We start from the raw sequence: 22,714 nt of genomic DNA, 5'->3' as shown, positions 1-22,714 counted from the left end.
GAGGTTCGACGACGAGGGACCGTGCGGGCCCGCGTACCCCGTATAAAGGGACGGGTCCCGCCAAAGGGGATCAACAGAGCGTGTGGGCGTGCGAGTTGAAGGGCTGACGTATGGGCACGGGCAGGGGCCGGATCGGCGTCGCGGTGGCGGCGTCCCTGGCGTGGGCGCTCACCGGCTGCGGCGGGGACGGCGTGCAGGACGACGGCTCCGACGGCAGCGGCAGGCCACCGTCGGAGGCCCGACCGCAGCCGACAACGACCCCGGCCTCCGCGACAGCCGCCGAGCCCGAAGCCGATGACGGCGACAAAGCCCCCGCCGAGACGGGCGACCCCGACGGCGGCCGAGGCGCGGCCGACGCCACCGGCACCGGCACCGGCACCGGCACCGGCACCGGCACCGAGGCATGCTTCGACGGCCGGTGTGAACTCACCGTGTCCGGGCCTCTGTCCATCGAGGTGGACAGCCGTTTCGGCGTCGGCGATCTCCGCGTCGCGGAGGTCACCGACGACACCGTCGTGCTCCAGTCCTCGGGAGCCGGTACGCACCTCAGCTCCTCGATCGGCGAGGGTGGCACCGGCGGTCTCAACGGCCTCGGCTTCCGCGTGAAGTCCCTCAAGGCCGGCACGGCGGTGCTGGAGTTCTTCCCCCGCGTCTGATCGGTCGGGCGCGGACGAACAGCGGAGGCGCCCATGCCCTGCCCAGGGCATGGGCGCCTCGACCGCGCGGAGCGTCAGACGATCTCGACGAGCAGATCGCCGCCCTCCACCTGCTGGATCTTGTTGATGGCGAGGCGGGAGACCCGCCCGGCCTTCGGGACGGTGATGGTGGCCTCCATCTTCATCGCCTCGATGGTGGCGACCGTCGCGCCGGCCGCGACCTCGTCGCCCTCGGCGACCACGAGGGTGACCACCCCGGCGAACGGGGCGGCGACATGCCCGGGGTTGGAGCGGTCGGCCTTCTCGGTGACGGGGAGGTCGGAGGAGGCGGCCTTGTCGCGGATCTGGATCGGCCGCAGCTGGCCGTTCAGGGTCGACATCACCGTGCGCATCCCGCGTTCGTCGGCCTCGCCCACGGCCTCCAGACCGATGAGCAGGCGCACACCGGGCTCCAGGTCGACGGCGTACTCCTTGCCGGGGCCGAGACCGTAGAAGAAGTCCTTGCTGTCGAGGACGCTGGTGTCGCCGTAGGTCTGGCGGTGGGTCTCGAACTCGCGTGTGGGGCCGGGGAAGAGGAGCCGGTTGAGGGTGGCGCGACGGTCCTTCTCCAGCCCGGCGCGGTCCTCGGCGCCGAGGTCCTGGACGGGCTTGGCGTCGGCGCGGCCCTGGAGGGCCTTGCTGCGGAACGGCTCGGGCCAGCCGCCGGGCGGGGTGCCCAGTTCGCCGCGCAGGAAGCCGATGACGGAGTCGGGGATGTCGAACCGGTCGGGCGTGGCCTCGAAGTCGGCGGGGGTCACTCCGGCGCCGACGAGGTGCAGGGCGAGGTCGCCGACCACCTTGGAGGAGGGGGTGACCTTCACCAGGTGGCCGAGGATGCGGTCGGCGGCGGTGTACATCGCCTCGATGTCCTCGAAGCGGTCGCCGAGGCCGAGCGCGACGGCCTGGGTGCGCAGGTTGGAGAGCTGGCCGCCGGGGATCTCGTGGTCGTAGACGCGGCCGGTCGGGGAGGCGAGGCCCGCCTCGAAGGGGGCGTAGATACGGCGGACGCTCTCCCAGTACGGCTCCAGGTCGCCGACGGCCGTCAGGTCGAGGCCGGTGGGGCGGTCGGAGTAGTCGGTGGCGGCGACGATCGCCGACAGCGACGGCTGGGAGGTGGTGCCCGCCATGGAGGCCACGGCCCCGTCGACCGCGTCGGCGCCGGCCTGGATCGCGGCGAGGTAGGTGGCGAGCTGGCCGCCCGCGGTGTCGTGGGTGTGGATGTGCACCGGCAGGTCGAACTCGCGGCGCAGGGCGGTCACGAGCTTGGTGGCGGCCGGGGCGCGCAGCAGGCCCGCCATGTCCTTGACGGCGAGGACGTGGGCGCCCGCCTCGACGATCTGCTCGGCGAGCCGGAGGTAGTAGTCGAGGGTGTAGAGCTGCTCGGCGGGGTTGGAGAGATCCGACGTGTAGCAGAGGGCGACCTCGGCGACGGCCGTTCCGGTGGCGCGTACGGCGTCGATGGCGGGCCGCATCTGGCCGACGTCGTTGAGCGCGTCGAAGATCCGGAAGATGTCGATGCCGGTCTCGGTGGCCTCCTGGACGAAGGCGTCGGTCACCTCGGTCGGGTACGGCGTGTAGCCGACGGTGTTGCGGCCGCGCAGCAGCATCTGGAGGCAGATGTTGGGGGCGGCGGCCCGGAAGGCGGCCAGCCGCTCCCAGGGGTCCTCGGCGAGGAAGCGGAGGGCGACGTCGTAGGTGGCGCCGCCCCAGCACTCCAGGGAGAGCAGCTGCGGCAGGGTCCGGGCGACCACGGGGGCGACGGCGAGCATGTCCTTGGTGCGGACCCGGGTGGCGAGCAGCGACTGGTGGGCGTCGCGGAAGGTGGTGTCGGTGACGCCGATGGTCGGGGACTCGCGCAGCCAGCGGGCGAAGCCCTCGGGGCCGAGTTCGACGAGCTTCTGCTTGGAGCCGGCCGGGGGTTCGGCGGCGGTGGGCCTCGGGAGCTTGGTGGCGGGGTCGATCAGGTCGGGGCGGGGGCCGTTCGGCTTGTTGACCGTCACGTCGGCCAGATAGGTGAGCAGCTTGGTGCCCCGGTCGGCGGAGTGCCGGGAGGTCAGCAGGTGCGGGCGCTGCTCGATGAACGAGGTGGTGACCTGGCCCGCCTGGAAGTCCGGGTCGTCGAGGACGGCCTGGAGGAACGGGATGTTGGTGGCGACGCCCCGGATGCGGAACTCGGCGACGGCGCGGCGGGCCCGGTTGACGGCGGTGGTGAAGTCCCGGCCCCGGCAGGTCAGTTTGACCAGCATGGAGTCGAAGTGGGCGCTGATCTCCGTACCGGCGTGGGTGGTGCCGCCGTCGAGGCGGATGCCGGAGCCGCCGGGCGAACGGTAGGCGCTGATGCGGCCGGTGTCCGGGCGGAAGCCGTTGGCGGGGTCCTCGGTGGTGATGCGGCACTGGAGGGCCGCGCCGCGCAGGGTGACGGTCTCCTGGGAGAGCCCGAGGTCGGCGAGGGTGGCCCCGGCGGCGATACGGAGCTGGGACTGCACGAGGTCGACGTCGGTGACCTCCTCGGTGACCGTGTGCTCGACCTGGATGCGGGGGTTCATCTCGATGAAGACGTGGTTGCCTTCGCGGTCGAGGAGGAACTCGACGGTGCCCGCGTTGCGGTAGCCGATCTCCCGGGCGAACCGGACGGCGTCGGCGCAGATGCGGTCGCGCAGGGCGGGGTCGAGGTTCGGGGCCGGGGCCAGCTCGATGACCTTCTGGTGGCGGCGCTGCACCGAACAGTCGCGTTCGAAGAGGTGGATGACGTTGCCGTGGCCGTCGGCGAGGATCTGCACCTCGATGTGACGGGGCTCGACGACGGCCTTCTCCAGGAAGACGGTCGGGTCGCCGAAGGCGGAGGCCGCCTCGCGGGACGCCGCCTCGATGGACTCGCGCAGGGTCGCCGGGTCCTCGACGCGGCGCATGCCGCGGCCGCCGCCGCCCGCGACGGCCTTGACGAAGACGGGGAAGCCGATCTCCTCGGCGGCGCGGACGAGTTCGTCGACGTCGGTGGAGGGCTCGGACGAGCCGAGAACGGGTACGCCGGCGGCGCGGGCGGCGGCCACCGCGCGCGCCTTGTTGCCCGTCAGCTCCAGGATGTGGGCGCTGGGGCCGACGAAGGTGATGCCGGCCTCCTCGCACGCGCGGGCCAGCTCGGGGTTCTCGGAGAGGAAGCCGTAGCCCGGGTAGACGGCGTCGGCGCCCGCCAGCCGGGCGGCGCGCATGATCTCCTCGACGGAGAGGTACGCCCGCACGGGGTGGCCCGGTTCACCGATCTCGTAGGCCTCGTCGGCCTTGAGCCGGTGCAGCGAGTTGCGGTCTTCGTGGGGGAAGACGGCGACCGTCCGCGCGCCCACTTCGTAGCCCGCGCGGAACGCGCGGATGGCGATCTCGCCGCGGTTGGCGACCAGTACCTTGCGGAGCATCCCTGATCCCTTCGAGCTGCCATGAGGACACCATGGTTCCGGCAATGATGCCGTCACACCGCAGGAATCGTGTCACTCAGTGCCATGTGAGCCCAGTCACTTCCTAAGCCCAGACTGTACGACTGCCGGACATTCCGCCCAGTCGGCGCGCCCGGGGACGATCGCGCCATCGCAGCCTTGCACCTTGTGTGACCCTCAGTGCCACACGAGTCGCCTCCTTGCGCCGTTTTCCCGTCAACTCCCCACCGTGAACTGGCTGCCCGTCTTCTCGCCGTCGTCGGTCCGCGCCGCCGCGACACAGCGGAAGACGCGGACGCCCTCGGCCCACTCCGCGGAGCCGGGCGGAATGATGTCGACGCTCCACTCCCCGGCGACCCGGCGGCCCTCGGGGGCCATCGAAGCGGACATGACCTTCTGGGAGCAGAGCGCCTTCACATCGGGGTGCTTGATCAGGTCGCGGGCGTTGTTGGTCTGGCCGTCCTTCGGCAGCGGGGCGATGGCGAACGTCTCCCACACGTGCTTGGCCTGGCAGTCGGCGCGGCTGACCGTGACGATGCCGGAGATGTCGACGATGCCGCTCCAGCACTCGGGGGTCTCGACGCACCGTCCGCCCACGCCGTCGACCCCCGTCGCGGGACAGTTCTCGGTGGTGGTCGCCACCCCGAACCCCCCGGCGCCCTTGTCGTCGGCGGTCCCGGCGGACGGCGACGCGGCGGCGGACGAGGCGGGAGCGTCCGTGCCGCCTTCCCGTTGGTCGTCGCCCTGGTACGTCACCACGGTGACCGACACGCTCACGGAGACGGCCACGGCCGCGAACGCGGCGATCAGCACCGGCCGGCGTCGCGCCGCGCCCTTGCGCCCACCGCCGTCACCGTCGCCGCCGGGCCCGGGAACGACGGTCGTCCCTCCCGCCCCACCGGCTCCGCCCGGCCCGGGAACCACGGTCACCCCTCCCCCGCCCGTCGGCGCGTCCCGGTACGACGGCGGCATCGTCGTGGGCGGCGTGACCCCGTACGGCGGCATCGTCGTGGGCGGCGTGAGCGAGTAAGGCGGCATCGTCGTGGGCAGCCCGCCCCGGTACGCCGGAGCCGTCGGCATGCCGGGCGCCGGGCCGAAGCCACCGCCGCCACCGACACCGCCACCGCCCAGGTCGACGGTGTCGAGGTCGACCGCGGCGAGCGCGTCGCGGAACGCGCCGGCGTCGGACAGGCGGTGGGCGGGATCGGCGGCGAGGGCGTGGCGCAGCGCCGTGTTGAAGGCGGGCGGCAGTCCGGGGAGGTCGGCGTAGGGCCAGGTGTGGCGGACGATCAGCTCGGCGAGGCTGAGCTGGGTGCCGTCCTCCGGGTAGTGGGGCGGGCGTCCGCACAGCAGGGCATAGACGGTCGCGGCCAGGGAGTACACATCACCGGCCGGGCTGGGTTCGGCCATGTGGAAGGCCTCGGGCGGCGCGTACGCGGGAGTCAACGCCTCCCGGGTGACGGACAGTTCGCGTCCCGGCCGGGGCATCGCGGCGAGGCCGAAGTCGGTGAGGGCGACGCCCCCGTACCGGTTGACCATGACGTTGCCGGGCTTGATGTCGCGGTGCAGCACCCCCGAGGCGTGCGCGGCGGCCACCGCGTCGGCGAGGCCCACGCCGATGTCACGCGCCTCCTTGGCGGGGAGCGCGCCCTGCCGGTGCAGCCGGTCGCCCAGGGAGCCGCCGGGGCACAACTCCAGCACCATGTAGGGGCGGTTGTCGGCGAGGACCCCGGCGTCGTACACCGGGACCACGTGCGGATGGCCGGAGAGCTGTCCGGCGGCCGTGACCTCGCGCAGGAAGCGTTGCCGGTCGCGGGGTGTGGAGAGCACCCTGCTGTCCACCTTGAGCGCGACCTCCCGGCCCACGGCCAACTGCCGGGCCCGGTACACCGTGGCGAATCCGCCCTGGCCCAGGACTTCCTGGATCTCGTAGCCGGGCAGGTCCGTTCTTTCGGGCCCCATGGTGCCGTACCCCCTGCGCACAGCCCCGGCCAGGACGTCCGGCCGAGGTGAGGCGAGACTCTAGCCGAGCCCGGTGACAGCGGAACGCCGGGTTCGTCCGGATACTGGTCGCGGCGCGGCCGGGCGGACGTCCCCGCCGGACCATTTAAATCGTTTCAAGTCTCAGGGTTCACTCGCGTCCCACCCATTGACCGGATTCCGCGCGGAACCATAATCTCCGGGCAATCTCGCTGAAACCTTTCATTGAACCCCTCGATCCGAAGGTGCACCATGGCACGGGACTTCTCACGACGAAGACTGCTCCAGCTCGGCGGCACCGTGGCCGCCTCCGTCGTCCTGTCCGGGCCCCGGGCCGTCGCCGCCCCCGGCCCGGGAGCCGTGGCCACGGCCGCAGGGAAGCCGCCCGCGCCCACCGGGATGCTCACCGATCTGCTGCCGCGGGCCCTCGGCACGAGCGCCGGGCAGCAGCCCCGCTTCAGCTGGCAGGTGCCCGACTTCTGCGCCGGCACCGTACAGTGGGCCTACCAGCTGCAACTGGCTTCCACCCCCGGCGGTTTCGAGGACGACGAGCTGGTGTGGGACTCCGGCAGGCGGAAGTCCGCCGACTCCACGGCCGTCCCCTACGGCGGACCGGCGCTGAAGCCCCGTACGGCCTACTGGTGGCGGGTCAGCAGCTGGGGCGAGAAGCGGTCCGCCTGGTCGGAGCCGACCCTGCTGGCCACCTCGGTCGAGGACGAGTGGGAGGCGAAGCCGATCTGGGCCCCGGCCGGGCCGGTGATGACCGACGGCACCCTCACCGTCCGCGTGAAGATCACCGCCGTGGCCGCCGGGCTGTGGTTCCGGGCCACGAACACCGCGAACAACTACCTGTGGCAGCTGCGCGCGGGCACCACCGGTGTGTTGCGCAAGCACGTCTGCGTGGGCGGCACGTACACCGTGCTCGGCGAGGTGCGGCTGCCGTTCGCGGTCACCGCCGGGGAGTGGGTGGACCTCAGCGTCACCATGACCGGCTCGACGTTCACCACCTCCGTGAACGGCACCGTCGTCGACACCACCACCGACAGCCGCTACGCCTCCGGCAACATCGGTCTGCGCAACGGCCTCACCGAGTCCCAGACCTACGACCGGGTCACCTTCACGGCCGCCGACGGCACGGTCCTCCTCGACGAAGACTTCGCCTCCGACAAGGGCACCTTCACCGCCGGCACCGTCTCCGGCGGCGTGCTGGCCTTCCCGACCGGCGCGACCTCGCTCTCCTCCTACGGGGCCGACGACACCTGGGCGCTGCTGCGCCACGAGTACGACACGAAGGCCGGCAAGGAGATAGCCGCCGCGATCCTCTATGTCGCGGCCACCTCGCCCGATCCGGCCCGGCAGTACGTCGCGAAGGTGTGGAGCAACGGCACCACGGTCGGCTACGCCTCCGTCCGCTCCGGCGAGGGAACCGCCTACCAGGCCTTCGACGTGACCTCCACGCTGCGGGCGGACGGGAGGTCCAACGCGCTGGCCGCGCTGTGCTGGACCACCTCACAGCAGAAGTTCCTGGCCCAGCTGGAGATCACGTACACCGACGGCAGCCGGTCGACCGTCGCCTCCGGGGACCACTGGAAAGCGCGCCGCCAGGCCGGGCTGCTGCCCGCGAAGGGCAGTGCGGGCAGCAGCTACTTCACCGTTCCGCAGGAGTACTGGGACCTGCGGCGCGAGCCGGTGGGCTGGACGCGGCCCGGCTTCGACGACGGCGACTGGCTGACGCCCGCCGTCCGTACGGCGATCGACGGTCTCGTGCCCGCGCTGATCGAGGCGGTACGGCCGCACGACGTCACCCCCGCCTCCGTCACCCAGGTCGCCGACGGGCGCTGGCTGGTCGACCTGGGCCGGGAGATCGTCGGCGGGCTGGCCCTGGAGATCACCGGTGCGGCGGGCGACACGGTCGAGGTGCGGCTCGGCGAGGAGCTGAACACGGACGGCACCGTGCGGTACCAGCTGCGCGCCACCAACACCTACCGCGAGGTGTGGACCCTGCGCGACGGCGAGCAGCGCTTCGAGCACTGGGGTTACCGCGGCTTCCGCTGGGCCGAACTGCGCACCACGCTCGACCTGTCGAAGGCCGTCGTCACCGGCCGCGCCTGGAAGCTCGACTGGGACGACTCGCACGCCTCGTTCCGCAGCTCCGACGCCGACCTGGACCGGGTCTGGGAGCTGTGCCGCTACTCCATCGAGGCCACCCGGGGCGACCTCTACACGGACACCCCCACCCGCGAGCGCGGCCCGTACGAGGGCGACGCGCTGATCAACCAGCTCTCGGAGTACGGCGTCCAGCGCTCCTACGCCCTCGCCCGCTTCTCGAACGACTATCTGGTCCGCAAGGGCACCTGGCCCACCGAGTACCGGCTGATGTGTGCGATCTCCGCGTGGGAGGACCATCTCGCCACCGGCGACGACCGGCAGCTCGCCAGGGACTACGACCTGCTCACCGCGAAGAACCTCACCTCCTTCCTGGACTCCGCCGGACTCGTCCGCAAGGCGCCCGGCAGCACCAGTCAGGACCTCGGCGACCTGGTCGACTGGCCCGCCGCCAGCCGTGACGGCTATGTGTTCACCCCCGTCAACACGGTCGTCAACGCCTTCCAGTACGCGGCCTTCGTGGCCCTCGCCGCGTGCGCGACGGCCCTCGGCAAGGACGCCGACGCGAGCGCCCTGCGCGACCGGGCCGACACCCTCGCCACGGCCATGCGCACCACCCTGCTGGACAGCGCGGGCGGACGGTTCCTCGACGGTGTCGGGACCACGCACAGCGCCCAGCACGCGACCGCCTTCCCGGTGGCACTCGGTGTCGCGGACGCGCTGGACGAGGAGGTACGGGCCGGGCTGGGCGACACCCTCGCCGCGGGCGGCATGAGGATGAGCGTCTACGGGGCGCAGTTCCTGCTCGACGCGCTGTTCCGGCTGGGCCGCGCCGACGCCGCCCTCGCCCTGCTCACCTCCAAGGCGACCAACTCGTGGCTGCACATGCTGGACGCGCTCGGGGCGACGATCGTCACGGAGGCGTGGGACCCGGCGCTGAAGCCCAACATGACGCTCTCGCACGCCTGGGCCTCCGCGCCCGCCAACGCGGTGGCCCGGCACGTCCTCGGCGTCCAGGTCAGCGAGCCGGGCGCGGCAGCGTTCCACGTCCGGCCGAGGACCGGGGCGTTGACGGAGGTCGAGGGGACGGTGCCCTCCGTGCGCGGACCGGTGTCGGTCCTGGTGCGCCGCTCCGCGGACACGCACACCACCCGGGTGACCGTGCCGCCGAACTCCCGTGCCGTCGTGGAGGTCGAGATCGGGGACGCCGACCCGGCGGCGTACCGGGTGAAGGGCATCGCGCCGGGCGGAGGGGGCCGGGTGCGGGTCGAGTCGTTCACCGATCTCACGGGGACGGTGCTGCGGATCGGTCCGGTCGGCTCCGGCACGACGGAGGTGCGACGCACGGGATCCTGAACCGTCGAGGGGCCGGAAGTGACCGAAACCCGGACCGCGAGCCGTCGCTGAGCTAGCCTCAGCTTCTGGGGGCGAACTGGCGTACGCCAAAAGTTAATTCGGGGGTGTTGTGTCAGACCAGCGGCCGGTGCCGCCACCGGGTTCGGCGGACAGGGTTCCGGCGCTGCGGCAGGCGGGGGCGCTGCCTCTGCGTCCCGGCGACCCGGACCGGATCGGTCCGTATGTGTCGCTGGGGCTGCTCGGCAGCGGCGGTATGGGGCGCGTCTATCTGGCGCGTCCCGCCGACGGCGGCCCCGACCTCCTCGCGGTGAAGGTGATCCGGCCCGAGTACGCGGAGGACGAGCGGTTCCGCCGCCGGTTCGAACGGGAGGCGTCGGTCCACAGCCGGGTGCGCACGCCGCGCATGCCGCGGCTGGCCGGGACGGGCTTCCGGGACGAACTGCTGTGGATGGCCACCGAGTTCCTGCCGGGGCTGGATCTGGCGGTGGCCGTGCACGAGGACGGTCCGCTGCCCGTCGTCGCCGTGCGGCGGCTGGTGGCGGAGCTGGGACGCGCTCTCGCCGACCTCTCCGCCGCCGGGATCGTGCACCGGGACCTGAAGCCGTCCAACATCCTGCTGTCCGCGTGGGGCGCGCACGTCATCGACTTCGGTATCGCGAAGGCGGCCGACGCGAGCGCGATCACCGGCACGGGCAACCGGGTCGGCACCCCGGCCTACATGTCGCCGGAGTATCTGCGCACGGGCGCCTGCGACACCGCCTCGGACGTGTTCTCGCTGGCCTGCGCGCTGGTCTTCGCGGCGACCGGCAGCGCCCCGTTCGGTGACGGCACCGGCGTCGACGTCATGCACCGGGTGGCGTTCGAGGAGCCCAACCCGAAGGTCCTCGCCGAGATCGCGGAGGCCGACGCCCCGCTCGCCGCCCTGCTCGCCGCGTGCCTGGCCAAGGAACCCGACCAACGCCCGACCCCGATTCAGCTGATCGAGGCGATGGCCTCTGCGGGCAGCGGGGCGCAGCCCCCGCTCCCGGAGGGGCGCGGGGAACTGCGCGACCAGCCCCCACCGAACCCGCACAGGGGGGTCGAAGGGGCGCAGCCCCTTGAGGACAGGACGGGTAGGGGCGGCGGGGGCGAAAAATCCGCGCCCGACACACCGCCCGCCCAGGGCCCCCGCCCGCCCGACGCGTTCGACTGGCCCGAACCACTGGCCGGCCGGGTCCTCACCCGCCAGCAGGCCTACGAGACCCTGCGCCGCCTCCCCCTGGAGCAGCCCGCCCCGGCGCGAGCCGCCGGACAGGCTCCGGTCACCGACGCACCGCCGAGTCCCCCCGCCGCCCCCTCGGCGCAGCCGTCGGCTCCGGCACCGCTCCGCTCCCGGCTGCGCAGCAAGCGGGTGCTGGCCGGGGCCGCCGGTGTCGCCGTCTGCACGGCGACCGCCGGGGTCGTCGTCCTGACCCTGCTGAGCCCCGCCACGACCACCGCCTCACCGCAGCGGGGTACGACACGGTCCGCCGACGCCCTCCCCGACGACGACACCCCGGTGTCGGCGGCCTCGCGCCGGGACGGCGCGGACGCCGCCCCGGACGGCGGTTCGAGCGACTCGGAGGTGTCCGGCAAGGACGAACGGACCTCCGTCGACGGCGAGCGCGAGCGCCCCGACGCGACGGCCTCCGACCCCGGCAAGGGCACGGGCGCGGGCACGGACGACGACCCGCGATCCGACCCGTCCGCGCCCGCCTCCGGGAGCGGCGCCCCCACGGAGCCGGCCGAGGAGCCGACCGACACGTCCACCGAGCCCTCGACCCCGGCCTGGCTCACGGACTGCACGTACTACTACGGCAACGGCCGCACCCGCCTCGGGGACAGCGGCGACCGCGTCCTCCAGGCGCAGTGCATGCTGAGCAAGCGCGGGTACGTCGTCGACGTCGACGGCGACTTCGACGCCGACACCGAAGCCGCGGTGCAGAGCTTCCAGCAGGACAAGGGCCTCCTGGCCGCCGACGGCGTCGTACGACCGCGCGTCTGGAAGGCGTTGCGCTCCACCGAGTGAGCCGTGCCGCTCGCGGTGCCGGGCCCGTCCACCGGCGCGGCCGGGCCCGTCAGTCGACGAACAGGCCGCGCGCGGCGGCCCGGGCGTCGAAGTCCTCCAGGTGGGCCCGGGCGCCCGGGAGGGCGTCGCACATCGCCTCCAGGAGGACCTGGCCCAGCAGCATCGGAGCACCGGCGGTGTCGAAGACCGGTCCGGTGCCGACGGCGGCGGGGAGCAGCAGGTCGCTGTAGGCGGCCACCGGGGCGAAGGTGCCGTCGGCGACGGTCACGACCGTCAGGCCCACGGCCCGGGCGTGGGCGAGCGTGTCGAGGAGTTCACGCGGGTGGCGGGGCAGCGCGAAGCACAGCAGCGCGCTCGCGCCGGCCCGGCGGGCGGCGTCGACGTGGTCGGCGAGCAGGGAGCCGCCCTCGTCGAGGAGGCGTACGTCATGGTGGATCTTCGCCGCGCCGTGGGCGAAGCCGCGCGCGTGGGCCGCGGAGGCGCGCAGGCCGAGGACCGGGAGAGGCCGGGAGGCGGCGAGCAGACGGCCGGCGCGCTGGACGGGCGCGGGGTCGGTGAGCAGGGACGCCAGATGCCGCAGATTGTCGATCTCGGCCCGCACGGCGCGCTGGTAGACGTTGGCGGGCCGCTCGTCGGCGGTGTGCCCGGGGGGTGCGACCGCCCGCAGGTGGTCGCGCAGGGCCGGATAGGTGTCGAAGCCGAGGGCGACCGCGAGGCGGGTCACGGACGGCTGGCTGACCCCGGCCAGCCGGGCCAGTTCCACGCTGGACAGATAGGGCACGTCCGCGGCCTGGCGGACCAGGCAGCGCGCGATGCGACGCTGGGTCGGGGTGAGCCGACGGCCCTCGAAGAGCCGCTGAAGCCGCGCGGCCGCGCCGTCGGCGTCCGTCATACGGCCCTCCAGCCGGTCGTCGTGCTCGGTCCCCTCCCCCTGCCCGGCGGGGTACGTGGTGCCGGGCAGGGCGGGGCGGACGGTGCGGGCGCCGCCGAGCCGGTCGGCCGCGCCCCGGTTCAGCCGACGAGGCCGGCGGAGGTCAGCCAGTCCTCGGCGACGGTGTCGGCGTCCTCCTTGTCGTTGACGAGCTTCTTCATCATCTCCAGCAGGTCCTCGGTGGTGAGCTTGGCGGAGACGGCGTTGAGCGCCTCCTTCGCCTTGTCGTCCACGGCGTCCTTGTAGACCAGCGGGGTGACGTTCTGCGAGGAGAAGAGGTTCTTCGGGTCCTCCAGGACCACCAGCTTGTCCGCGACGATGGCGGGGTCGGTGGTGTACAGGTTGGCGGCCTGCACCTTGTCGTCCTTGAGCAGTTTCACCAGGGTGGTCTGGGCACCGGCGTCGAGCGGCTGGAACTTGCCGAACTTGACGCCGTAGACCTTCTCCAGGCCGACGCCGCCCTGCGTACGGGTCTTGAACTCCGATCCGGCGCCGAGCGTCAGGTCGCCCGCGACGGGCTCGAGGTCGGCGAGCGTCTTGAGCTTGTACTTGGCGGCGGTCTCGGCGGTGACGGTCACCGAGTCCTTGTCCTCGGCGGCGGCGGAGTCGAGGATCTCCACCGACGAGGGGAGTTTCTCCTTCAGTTCGGCATTGATGTCCTCGGTGGTGGTCGCGGTGCTGTTCTTGTCGACCGCCACCGACAGCAGGGCGCCGTTGTACTCGGGGAAGACGCCTATGCCGCCCTTGACGACCTGGTCGTAGTAGACCTCGCGGGCCCCGATGTCGAACTTGCGGGTCACCTTCAGGCCCTTGCTCTCCAGGGCCTGCGCGTAGATTTCGGCGAGCAGCTGGTTCTCGGGGAAGTTCGCCGAGCCGACGACGATGGACTTGCCTCCGCCACTGCCGCCGCCCTCGGTCAGCGGGTTGTCGTCGCTGCCGCCGCCCCCGCCGCAGGCGGTGAGCGTGAGCGTGAGCGCGGTGATGAGGCCGAACGCGGCGCCTCGGGACGTGCCTCGCATGGATGTTCCTCTCTGGTTCAGGACTTCGACGCCGAGGCCCGCAGGCCCGGCGAGACTACGACGCGTCGCAACGCGGTGAACACGACCTGGACGACGAGCGCGAGGACGACGACGACCGTGGAGCCGCCGATGACCAACTCGTAGTCGTTGCGGGAGAGTCCGTCGACGATGTAGCGGCCCAGACCGCCCAGACCGGGATACGCGGCGACGGTCGCGGTGGCCACGACCTGGATCGCGGCGACCCGCAGACCCAGGAGGATCAGGGGCAGCGCCATCGGCACCTCCACCCGGGTCAGGACCTCCCACTCGGTCATGCCGACACCGCGCGCGGCGTCCCGTGTGGCGGGGTCCACGCCCCGTACGCCCTCGAAGGTGTTGATGAGGATGGGCGGAACCGCGAGCGCGACGAGGGCGACCAGGACGGGCGTGGTGCTGAGCCCGGCGAGCGTGACGACGAGGACGACCAGGCCGAAGGTGGGGATCGCGCGGGCGAGGTTCGCCACGGTGGCCACGGCGAAGGCGCCCCGGCCGGTGTGTCCGACGAGCAGTCCGAAGGTCAGCCCGACCAGGGCGGCGAACAGCAACGACAGTCCGCTGTAGGTGAGATGCTCCAGCAGCCGCCGGGGGATGCCGTCGTCGCCGTGCCACTGGGCCGAGGAGGTCAGCCAGTCCCCCACGAGCCGCATCTGGTTCAGGAAGTCGTTCATGCCGACGTCACCTTGTTCCGGGACCACGGGGTGAGCAGCCGCTGCGCCAGGACCAGCAACGCGTCGGTGGTGAGCGCCAGCAGCATGATCAGGACGATCGCGGTGACGATCGGGGTGGGGAAGTCGAGTTGGAGACCGCGGGTGATGTAGTACCCGAGGCCGCCCTGCCCGATCAGCTGTCCCACGGCGACGAGGCTGATGGAGGAGACCGCGGCGACGCGCACACCGGCGATGACGACGGGGACGGCGATCGGCAGCTCGACCTGGACGACCCTGCGTACGGCGCCGAAGCCCATCGCGGTCGCGGCGAGCCGTACGGGTTCGGGGACCGAGGCGAGACCGTCGACGACGTTGGGGACCAGCACCGACAGGGTGTAGAGCGTCAGCGGGATCATCACGGTCTGTTCGCTCAGCCCCGTGTACCGGACGAAGATCATGAACAGGGCGAGCGACGGGATCGAGTACAGGATGTTGGACACGGTCAGCACCGGTGGGTAGAGCCATCGCCAGCGGTGGCACAGCACGCCGAGCGGCACGGAGACGAGCAGTCCGAACAGCACGGGCAGCAGGCCGAGCCGGAGATGGATGCCGGTGTACTCGGCGAGTTCGCCGGTGTGGTCGGCGATCCACTGCCACCGGACGAGTGGCTCGTCACCGGTCATCGGTCACCACCGCCCCGGGTGTCGGCCGCGGACTCGGCCACGGCCTGGGGCTTCGGCTTCCGCGTCGCCGTGCCGGCCGAACCGGTCGCGGTCGCCGTGTTCTCCTCGGTGGCAGCGGTCGCCGTGCTCTCCACGGCCGCCGTGCTCGCCGCCTTCGAGAGTTCGTGCGCGTCCACGACTCCGGCGACCGCGCCCCTCGCGTCGACGGCGACGGCGAGGCGGGCGGGTGAGAGGAGGGCCGAGTCGAGGGCGGCCCGCGCGGAGTCGCCGTCCAGGCTGAAGGTGTGGCCGAGGGGGGTCAGGGGGGCGTCGGCGAGGGTGCCGGACGACGGAAGGCCGGCGGTGGCGGCCCAGCCGAGCGGTCGTCGCGCGTCGTCGACGACGAGCACCCAGGGCGCGTCCGCCGCCCGTGCCTCGGCGACGCCGGCCCCGGACGGCAGCACCGGGCCGTCGCGCAGCGGCAGTCGGGCCGCGTCGACGAAGGAGAGCCGCCGGATGCCCCGGTCCTGGCCCACGAAGTCGGCCACGAAGTCGTCGGCGGGGCTGCCGAGCAGCCGCTCGGGGGTGTCGAACTGGGCGAGTCTGCCGCCGGTGCGGAACACCGCGATGTTGTCGCCGAGCTTGATCGCCTCGTCGATGTCGTGGGTGACGAACACGATCGTCTTGTGCAGCTCCTTCTGCAGCCGGACGAACTCCGCCTGCAGCTCCGCCCGCACGATCGGGTCGACCGCGCTGAACGGCTCGTCCATCAGCAGCACCGGCGGGTCGGCGCCCAGCGCCCGGGCCACTCCCACGCGCTGTTGCTGCCCGCCGGAGAGCTGGTTGGGGTAGCGCTTGGCCATCTCGGCGGGCAGGCCCACGAGTTCGAGGAGTTCGGCGGCCCGGGCGCGTGCCTTCTTGCGGCCCCAGCCCAGCAGCAGCGGGACCGTGGCTATGTTGTCCAGGATGGTGCGGTGCGGGAACAAACCCGCGTGCTGGATCACGTATCCGATGCCCCGGCGCAGTTCGGGCGCGTCGACCTCCCGGATGTCCCGGCCGCGCAGGCTGACCGTGCCGGTGGTCGGCTCCACCATGCGGTTGATCATGCGCAGGGTGGTGGTCTTGCCGCAGCCGGAAGGACCGACCAGGACCGTGATGCCGCCCTCGGCCAGCTCCAGGGACAGGTCGTCGACCGCCGTGGTGCCGTTGGGATACTTTTTGCTCACCGTGTCGAATCTGATCAAGACTGCCCCTTACCCGACTGCATATGGTCATGCAGAGTTGTCGGTGCCTGAATGACAGTCAATGGGATTACGTGAACGGCACGTTACGTTCACACCTGGCCGCGCCCCGGGGTGACCGATTCACCCGCCTTCCGCGCCTTTGCTCCCCTGGGCGCGGGGCCACGGCGACGGCATCGGGGAGGTACCGTTCGGCGCGAGCCCGCTACCGGGTGGTCGGTCCCCGCGCGCACCCTGACCAGGGAGGCGCCGGCCTTGGTGGGAGGAGCGTCATGACCAACTGCGACGTGCACCAGCATCTGTGGACCCCCTCGCTGGTGGCGGCCCTCAGGTCACGCCGCGAACCGCCGTTCCTGGACGGCTGGACCCTCTTCCTCGACGGCGAGCCGCCCTACGCGCTCCCGCCCGCCGACCATGACATCGCCCGCCGTGCGTCGCTGGCCGAGAGCGACGGCCTGGGGCGGGCCCTGGTGTCGCTCTCCTCCCCGATCGGCGTGGAGTGGCTGCCCGCGGCGGAGGCACGCCCCCTGCTCGACGCCTACCACGAGGGCTCCGCGGCGCTCCCCGAGCCGTTCGGCGCGTGGGCCGCCGCCTGTGTACGTGACATCGACGCGAAGGCGACCGCCGAGGCGCTCGACCAGGGCTTCGTCGGCCTCCAGCTCCCGGCGAACGCCCTCGCCGACGCGGCCGGTCATGCGCGCTGCGCCCCGCTGCTCGACCTCCTCGAAGAGCGCGACCTCCCGCTGTTCGTCCATCCGGGCCCCGCGCCCGGCGGTGCCGAGGGGCCCGGCTGGTGGCCCGCGATGGTCCCCTACGTCCAGCAGATGCACGCCGCCTGGTTCGCCTTCCGCGCCTTCGGCCGGCCCCGCCACCCCCGGTTGCGGGTCTGCTTCGCCCTGCTGGCCGGCCTCGCCCCGCTCCACGGCGAGCGCTTCGCGGCCCGCGGCGACGGCCGCGACGCCGGGGTGGACCCGGGCGTGTTCGTGGAGACGTCCTCGTACGGGCCGACGGCCGTCGAGGCGGTGGTGCGCGCGCTGGGCGTCGACGCCGTGGTCCAGGGCTCCGACCGCCCCTACGCCGAACCACCCCAACAGCCCGGCTTCGGCCTGGGCGGAGCAGCCGCGTACGCCTTCCGCATCACGAACCCACGCCACTTGCTGAGAGGCTCGAAGGACTGAGACCGGTCGGCGGAACGGCACGGGGGTGAGGTGGGGGGCGGAACAGCACAGTCGGCCGAGATCGACCAGCCCCATGGCCCGGCGGGAGGGTGAGACCGGCCGAGGCGTGGTCACCGGCGCGCGGTGCTTCGGCCGAGGAGGCCGCCGACGCGGAGGCGCGAGACCGGCCAAGTCGCCGGCACGGACAGCTGGGTCGACGAGGTCACGGCCCCGGGAGCCGCCCTCTCCGAACGTGCCCGGCGCTCCGACGCCCCGTGCCCCTTGACCGCCTTGATGTCGGAGGCACGCAGGCCTCTCCGGCGCGCCCGCCCAGCCTTCGGCCCCAGGGCGTGTTGTGAAAGTCCCGTCGTTCGCCCGAAGGGCGGGCCTCGCGGCGTCAGGTGCGTGCTCTCGGCGTGCCGGGCGGAAGCCCTCGTACTGGATGTACTTGGGCTTTCGCCCGGCGCGGCGAGAGTGCGTGCATGGCGTCGCGAGGCAAGCGGGACTTTCGCAACACGCCCTAGCCCCCGTCGGCGCCGGGCAAGCATCTCCAGGCGCCCGACCGACGAATGCCGGCGCCTCGCGCCCGCCCCCCTGCCCCTCGGCGTGGACGGGGGGCTGTCAGCGGCCGGGGCGGATCAGGTCGGTGAGGTAGCGCCACAGGGAGGAGCGCTGGCGGGCGGACGGGTCCGGTGTCACCGGCGGCGTCGTCGTGTCCGTGTCGGGCTGCGTCGGCTCCGGCGCCGGCAGGGCCGCCGTCGGCGCGAGTTCGTACCGTACGGGCAGCGAGCGCAGGCCCCGCATGAAGGGCGAGGAACGCCACGGCAGTTGGTCGACGGGCAGCGCGAGGTCCAGGTTGGCGAACCGCTCGAACAGCCGGCCCACCCCGACGGCCGCGACCGTCGACGCCAGCTCACGGGCGGGGCACTGACGCGGGCCGGCGCCCCAGGACAGGTGCGCCCGGGTGCTGACGGTGGTGCTGGGGGCCACATGGTCGGCGAAGAGCGGGTCGGCGTGGGCCGCCGCCGAGGAGACCCAGACCGGGTCACCCGCGCGGATGGTGTACTCCCCGAGCTTCGTGTCCTCCGCGGCGAACCTCGGCACGAAGTTCACCAGCGGCGGCTTGCGCATGACGACCCGGTTCATGGCCTCGCGGACCATGCCGGCGGAGAGGCTGGCGCGCACGCTGTCCTCGCCGGAGAGGACCTCGACGACCGTGTTGGAGACGAGGATGCCGACATGGTCGGAGGTCATGCCGAGCAGCATGAACAGTTCGCGGGCCAGCTCGTCGAGCGAGAGGTCCGGGTGGGCGGCCAGCAGATAGGACGGGAAGTCCTCGCCCGGCGTCTTCAGCTTCAGCTCGGCGAGCTCCGCCAGCGCGCCCAGCAGCCGGTCCAGGGCGGGCCCCGCGTCGGGCCCCGCGTCCAGCACCCGCCACATGTCCATCAGCGCGTCGTCGCCCTGCGAGCCGGGGAAGCCCAGCAGATGGCTGGCCACCATCAGCGGCAGGGGCCGGGAGAACTGGGCGGACAGGTCCGCCAGCCCGGTGCCGCCCGCCTGCCCCATGAGCGTGATCAGCTCGTCGGCGTAGACGGTGACGGCCGCCTTCAGCCGCTTCGCCTGGGGGTTGCGCGGGTCCTGGAACGGCTTGAGCGCCTGGTCCCACGCGGTCCGCAGGGTCCGGTAGCCGGGGCCGCCCTGGATGAGGACGTGGTTGACCTCCAGGGAAGGGCCGAGGGGCCAGTCGGCGGGGACCCGCCCCTCGGTCCTGGCCCGCCAGTTCTCCAGCCCCTTGGGCCAGCCGGCGTCGTCCTGGAGCACCTGGAGCGCCTCGCGGTAGCCCAGCACCAGCCAGGCGGGAACGCCCAGCAGATCGACCGGCGCCACCGCGCCGTGCCGCTGCCGCAGCCGCTCGTACACCAACGACGGCCGTGTCTCGTAGTCCCGGGTCAGCAACGGTTCGGGAGACAACTCCTCCAGCCCCGCACCGTCCAGCTCCACGGACACACCCTCACCCGACTGGGTTTCCCTCACCATGCCGCCCCTCCGACACTCCCCGTACCGGACCACCTTCAGCCGGTAGCCGGAACGCTCGGACCCTACCCCAGGGTCACTTCCGGGGGAACGCCGGGCGGCACCACTCACAGCTCCGGCCTCGTCACCCACAGCCGTGCGCGCGGCACCACCGCCGTCGTCCGTCACCTCGCCGAGCGGGCCGCCCTGATGAACTCCCTGATCAGAGCGTGGTCCTTGACGCCTCGCTGCTGCTCCACCCCGCTGGAGACGTCGACACCCCAGGGGTCGGCGGCGGCGACGGCGGCACCCACGTTCTCCGGGGTGAGACCGCCGGCGAGGAGCCACTTCTCCCCGGCGGCCGCGAGCGGCCTGCTCGCCCAGTCCCAGGCGATGCCCGAACCGGGGACGGGGGCGTCGACGAGGAGCATGTCCTCCCCGAACTCGCCGCAGCGCGGTACGGAGTCGCCGAACGCGGCGGCACGGATCAGCGTCCGGTCCCCGGTCGCCAGCTCGTCGTAGTAGGCGCGGTCGTCGGGGCCGTGCAGCTGGATCGCCCGGATCCCCGACTCGGCGGCCAGGGACCGCACGTCGTCCAGGGGCTCCTCGCGGAAGACGCCCACCGTCAGGACGTGCTCGGGCACGCGGCGGCTCAGCCGTGCGGCGGTCGCGGCGTCGATACGGCGCGGGCTGGCCGAGAAGACGAAGCCGATGGCGTCGGCGCCCGCCTCGACGGCGGTGTCGACGTCCTGCTCGGTCTTCAGACCGCAGATCTTGATGAAGAGGGAGTCACTGTTGCTCACGGGCCCAGCCTGCCGTATCCGCTCCGACGCGGAAACGGCGACCGCCAGGTCGGGCACCCGCGCGGCCCCGGCCTCGGGTCGGCGCCGCTCGGGTCAGCGCCAGGCTCCCGACAGCCGCCGGGCGACGGCCGCGCTGAGCGCGCGCACCCCCCGGGTCGAACCCGGGTCGATGCCGGTGAGCTCCCGGGCCCGGCGCAGACGGTAGTCGAGGGTGCGTGTATGGACGTTGAGGGCGGTCGCGGTGGCACCGCGCTGCATGTCGTGGCGGTAGTACATGTCGAGCGTGACCAGCAGGTCCGGGCCGGCCGCCAGTCGGTCGGACAGCCCGCGCAGCCAGGCGTCGACGAACGGCACGTCCGCGACGGCGAGTTCCACGAAGAGGTCCGCCAGGGTGTGCGGCCGCAGCCGGGCCGAGGCCCGTCGCAGCGGGGCGGTGTCACTGATCCGCCGGGCCTCGTCGAGCGCCTCGGACAGTCCGGGCAGCGGCGCGGTGGCGGTGCCGACGGCGCAGGGCCGGCCGAGGGCCCGGGCCACGTCCCGCACGAGGTCCGCCACATGCTCCGGGGTGAGGTCGGGCAGGAGGTCGACAGCGGTGTGCGGCGGCCCGTTCTCCGCACGCGCGGCAGCAGAATGCACGGGGACGAGAGCGATCAGCTCACCGCTCCCGTCATCGCCCCGTGAACCCCATGACATCGGGGTCCGGTGACTCTTCACGAGTGTCTCGATCTCGTTTTCCAGGACGCGGTCGACAGGGGGCGGATCCGGCAGCCGGAACACCGTCACCGCATACCGGTCCGACAGTTCCATGTCGACGGCCTCGGCGAGTTCCGCCGCTATCGGATCCCCGTTCAGCAATGACCGGGCCAGCAGGGCGACCTGTTCGACGTACGGCATTCGACGGCGCAGCACGCGGACGAATCCCTGGCGGTAGGCGACGATGCCGCGCTCGCCCTGCGGGGCGAACCAGGTCATCATCCGCATGAGTTCGTCCACCCCGCAGCCGCGCTGGGCCTCGGTCGCCTCGTTGATCTCGCGCAGCATGAGCGCGGTGTGCACCCGCAGCACCTGCTGCCGCGCGTCGAGCGACATGCCCGCGCCGGCCCGCAGCTCCCCCATGGACGCGATGTACTCGAGATCGTCGTCGCTCAACTCGCTGTTGTGCGGCGACAGTTCGACCGTACGGTGCCGGAGCCAGACCGCGTGGCCCAATGTCTCGGCCCGCGCCCGGGGGTCCTTGTCCAGGAACCGGAACTCCTCGATCTCGCGTGTGTACGTCTCTACCTCCCGGCGGGCGTTGGTCGACGCCTGGCGGGCCAGTTCGGCGAAGAGGCTCCCCATGGAGGCGAGCATGTCATTCGGGACGAACGAGCCGACAGTCGAGATCCGGACGGCGTTCATCACTCCGCATAAATCGGCGGCAAGGGGGCCGACCGGGTTTTTGTCACCGTGCGCAAAATTCCCGGATCGGGTCGTTCCCGTCACCTCTTCCGCTTGTGTAGGAGTCGTAAAGCGGCCTTAATGAGAGCCGCGTACCCGGCCGTGGGGGAAGAACGTCGCCATCATTCCGGACCGATTCCGGAGGAGTTCCGGAGCGGTTCCGGAGGGGTTTCGACAAGCAGTACGGGTCGGCGTACGGAAATTCTCAGCCGAGCGTCGGACGTCGGCGCACACCCAAACGGGAGGGAAACTCAGATGAAAGCAGGAACGCGAAAGAGAATCATGGCGGCGCTGGCGGTCGTGGTCACGTCGAGCGCGCTCATGCTCGCCGCACCGGGTACCGGTTCGGCCGCCCCCGCCGCCGCCCCCAGCCTGCGCGCCTATGGGATCACCGGTGACGGCACCCTGATGGCCGCGTTCTGGACCGACCGGGCGGACGTGCTCAACTGGGTCAGGGCCGTCACGGGCCTCAGCGGCGACACGGCCCTGATCGGCATCGACTTCCGGGTGCAGAACGGCACGCTGTACGGCGTGGGCGACAAGGGGGGCATCTACACGATCAAGATCCCGACGGGCACCCAGGACGTCGTGGTCACCAAGGTGTCCCAGCTCCAGTACGCGCTGAACGGCACGAACTTCGGCGTCGACTTCAACCCGGCGGCCGACCGGCTGCGCGTGATCAGCGACAACGGTCAGAACCTGCGGCACAACCTGAACGACAACACGACCATCCAGGACCTGAACCTCACCACCCCGCCGGCCGAGGGCACGACCAAGGGCGTCTCCGCCGCCGCCTACACCAACAACGACCTCGACGGGACCACGGCGACCACGCTGTTCGACATCAACACGACCAGCGACCAGGTCGTCATCCAGGCGCCGGCCAACAACGGCACACTCTCCCCGACCGGCAACCTCGGCCTGGACGCCCAGATCAATGCCGGGATGGACATCTACAGCACCCTGAGCGGCGGCAAGACGGTGGACAACACCGCCTTCGCCTCCCTCACCGCCTATGGCGCGAGCACGCCGTCCCTCTACACCCTCAACGTCTTCACCGGGCAGGCCACGCTCGTGAACGACGCCGCCAAGTCCAAGTTCCCCCTGAACATCACGGACGTGGCGGTCTCGCTGACCGGCAGCTGATCCCCCG

The 22,714-nt window shown here is 72.3% G+C and carries 15 protein-coding genes; 5 read left to right on the top strand and 10 right to left on the bottom strand.

Going from position 1 to position 22,714, the window contains the following annotated elements:
• Positions 1-110: 110 nt before the first annotated feature.
• Positions 111-656, top strand: coding sequence for a hypothetical protein (locus tag HW837_RS36860; protein WP_193381222.1), 546 nt, complete (start codon positions 111-113; stop codon positions 654-656).
• A gap of 74 nt (positions 657-730) precedes the next feature.
• On the opposite strand, the gene HW837_RS36855 is transcribed toward HW837_RS36860, so the two are convergent.
• Both HW837_RS36855 and HW837_RS36850 read right to left on the bottom strand, forming a co-directional pair.
• On the bottom strand, positions 731-4,105 hold the full coding sequence (locus tag HW837_RS36855; protein ID WP_093792036.1) for a pyruvate carboxylase: 3,375 nt from the start codon (positions 4,103-4,105) through the stop codon (positions 731-733).
• A gap of 234 nt (positions 4,106-4,339) precedes the next feature.
• Positions 4,340-6,085, bottom strand: a complete 1,746-nt coding sequence (locus tag HW837_RS36850; RefSeq protein ID WP_193381221.1) for a serine/threonine-protein kinase — start codon at positions 6,083-6,085, stop codon at positions 4,340-4,342.
• 270 nt (positions 6,086-6,355) lie between these two features.
• On the opposite strand from HW837_RS36850, the gene HW837_RS36845 reads away from it, so the two are divergent.
• Positions 6,356-9,565, top strand: a complete 3,210-nt coding sequence (locus HW837_RS36845) for a family 78 glycoside hydrolase catalytic domain (protein ID WP_193381220.1) — start codon at positions 6,356-6,358, stop codon at positions 9,563-9,565.
• A 109-nt stretch (positions 9,566-9,674) separates the two neighbouring features.
• Positions 9,675-11,612: a protein kinase domain-containing protein gene (locus HW837_RS36840; protein ID WP_313895633.1), complete on the top strand. Its 1,938-nt coding sequence runs from the start codon at positions 9,675-9,677 to the stop codon at positions 11,610-11,612.
• 49 nt (positions 11,613-11,661) lie between these two features.
• On the opposite strand, the gene HW837_RS36835 is transcribed toward HW837_RS36840, so the two are convergent.
• The 5 genes from HW837_RS36835 to HW837_RS36815 all read right to left on the bottom strand — a co-directional run bounded on the left by HW837_RS36835 (position 11,662) and on the right by HW837_RS36815 (position 16,154).
• Complete coding sequence (locus HW837_RS36835; RefSeq protein ID WP_193381219.1) at positions 11,662-12,504, bottom strand: MurR/RpiR family transcriptional regulator; 843 nt, start codon at positions 12,502-12,504, stop codon at positions 11,662-11,664.
• 119 nt (positions 12,505-12,623) lie between these two features.
• Positions 12,624-13,562, bottom strand: a complete 939-nt coding sequence (locus tag HW837_RS36830) for an ABC transporter substrate-binding protein (RefSeq protein WP_045560470.1) — start codon at positions 13,560-13,562, stop codon at positions 12,624-12,626.
• 17 nt (positions 13,563-13,579) lie between these two features.
• Positions 13,580-14,269 carry an ABC transporter permease gene (locus HW837_RS36825; RefSeq protein WP_045560469.1) on the bottom strand — a complete coding sequence of 230 codons (690 nt, stop codon included), beginning with the start codon at positions 14,267-14,269 and terminating at the stop codon, positions 13,580-13,582.
• Positions 14,266-14,931, bottom strand: a complete 666-nt coding sequence (locus HW837_RS36820) for an ABC transporter permease (protein WP_045560468.1) — start codon at positions 14,929-14,931, stop codon at positions 14,266-14,268. The genes HW837_RS36825 and HW837_RS36820 overlap by 4 nt, the downstream gene beginning before the upstream one ends.
• The gene (locus HW837_RS36815) at positions 14,928-16,154 is read right to left on the bottom strand and encodes an ABC transporter ATP-binding protein (protein WP_045560467.1); all 1,227 of its coding nucleotides are present in this window, start codon (positions 16,152-16,154) and stop codon (positions 14,928-14,930) included. Before HW837_RS36815 ends, HW837_RS36820 begins: the two co-directional genes overlap by 4 nt.
• Before the next feature lie 269 nt (positions 16,155-16,423).
• On the opposite strand from HW837_RS36815, the gene HW837_RS36810 reads away from it, so the two are divergent.
• Positions 16,424-17,329: an amidohydrolase family protein gene (locus tag HW837_RS36810; RefSeq protein ID WP_045560466.1), complete on the top strand. Its 906-nt coding sequence runs from the start codon at positions 16,424-16,426 to the stop codon at positions 17,327-17,329.
• A 600-nt stretch (positions 17,330-17,929) separates the two neighbouring features.
• On the opposite strand, the gene HW837_RS36805 is transcribed toward HW837_RS36810, so the two are convergent.
• The 3 genes from HW837_RS36805 to HW837_RS36795 all read right to left on the bottom strand — a co-directional run bounded on the left by HW837_RS36805 (position 17,930) and on the right by HW837_RS36795 (position 21,462).
• Entirely contained in the window at positions 17,930-19,345 is a 1,416-nt protein-coding gene (locus HW837_RS36805; RefSeq protein WP_093792022.1) for a cytochrome P450, read from the bottom strand.
• Between the two features lie 161 nt (positions 19,346-19,506).
• Positions 19,507-20,124, bottom strand: coding sequence for a phosphoribosylanthranilate isomerase (locus tag HW837_RS36800; RefSeq protein WP_045560464.1), 618 nt, complete (start codon positions 20,122-20,124; stop codon positions 19,507-19,509).
• Between the two features lie 93 nt (positions 20,125-20,217).
• Entirely contained in the window at positions 20,218-21,462 is a 1,245-nt protein-coding gene (locus tag HW837_RS36795; protein ID WP_193381217.1) for a PucR family transcriptional regulator, read from the bottom strand.
• Between the two features lie 381 nt (positions 21,463-21,843).
• Here HW837_RS36795 and HW837_RS36790 point away from each other — a divergent pair, with 381 nt between their 5' ends.
• On the top strand, positions 21,844-22,707 hold the full coding sequence (locus tag HW837_RS36790; RefSeq protein ID WP_045560462.1) for a DUF4394 domain-containing protein: 864 nt from the start codon (positions 21,844-21,846) through the stop codon (positions 22,705-22,707).
• The last annotated feature ends 7 nt before the right edge of the window (positions 22,708-22,714 follow it).

It is taken from the genome of Streptomyces caniscabiei (assembly GCF_014930365.1).
Lineage (GTDB): Bacteria > Actinomycetota > Actinomycetes > Streptomycetales > Streptomycetaceae > Streptomyces > Streptomyces caniscabiei.
The sequence above is the reverse complement of the archived record's forward strand: the minus strand, read 5'-3'. Positions and strand labels throughout refer to the sequence as shown.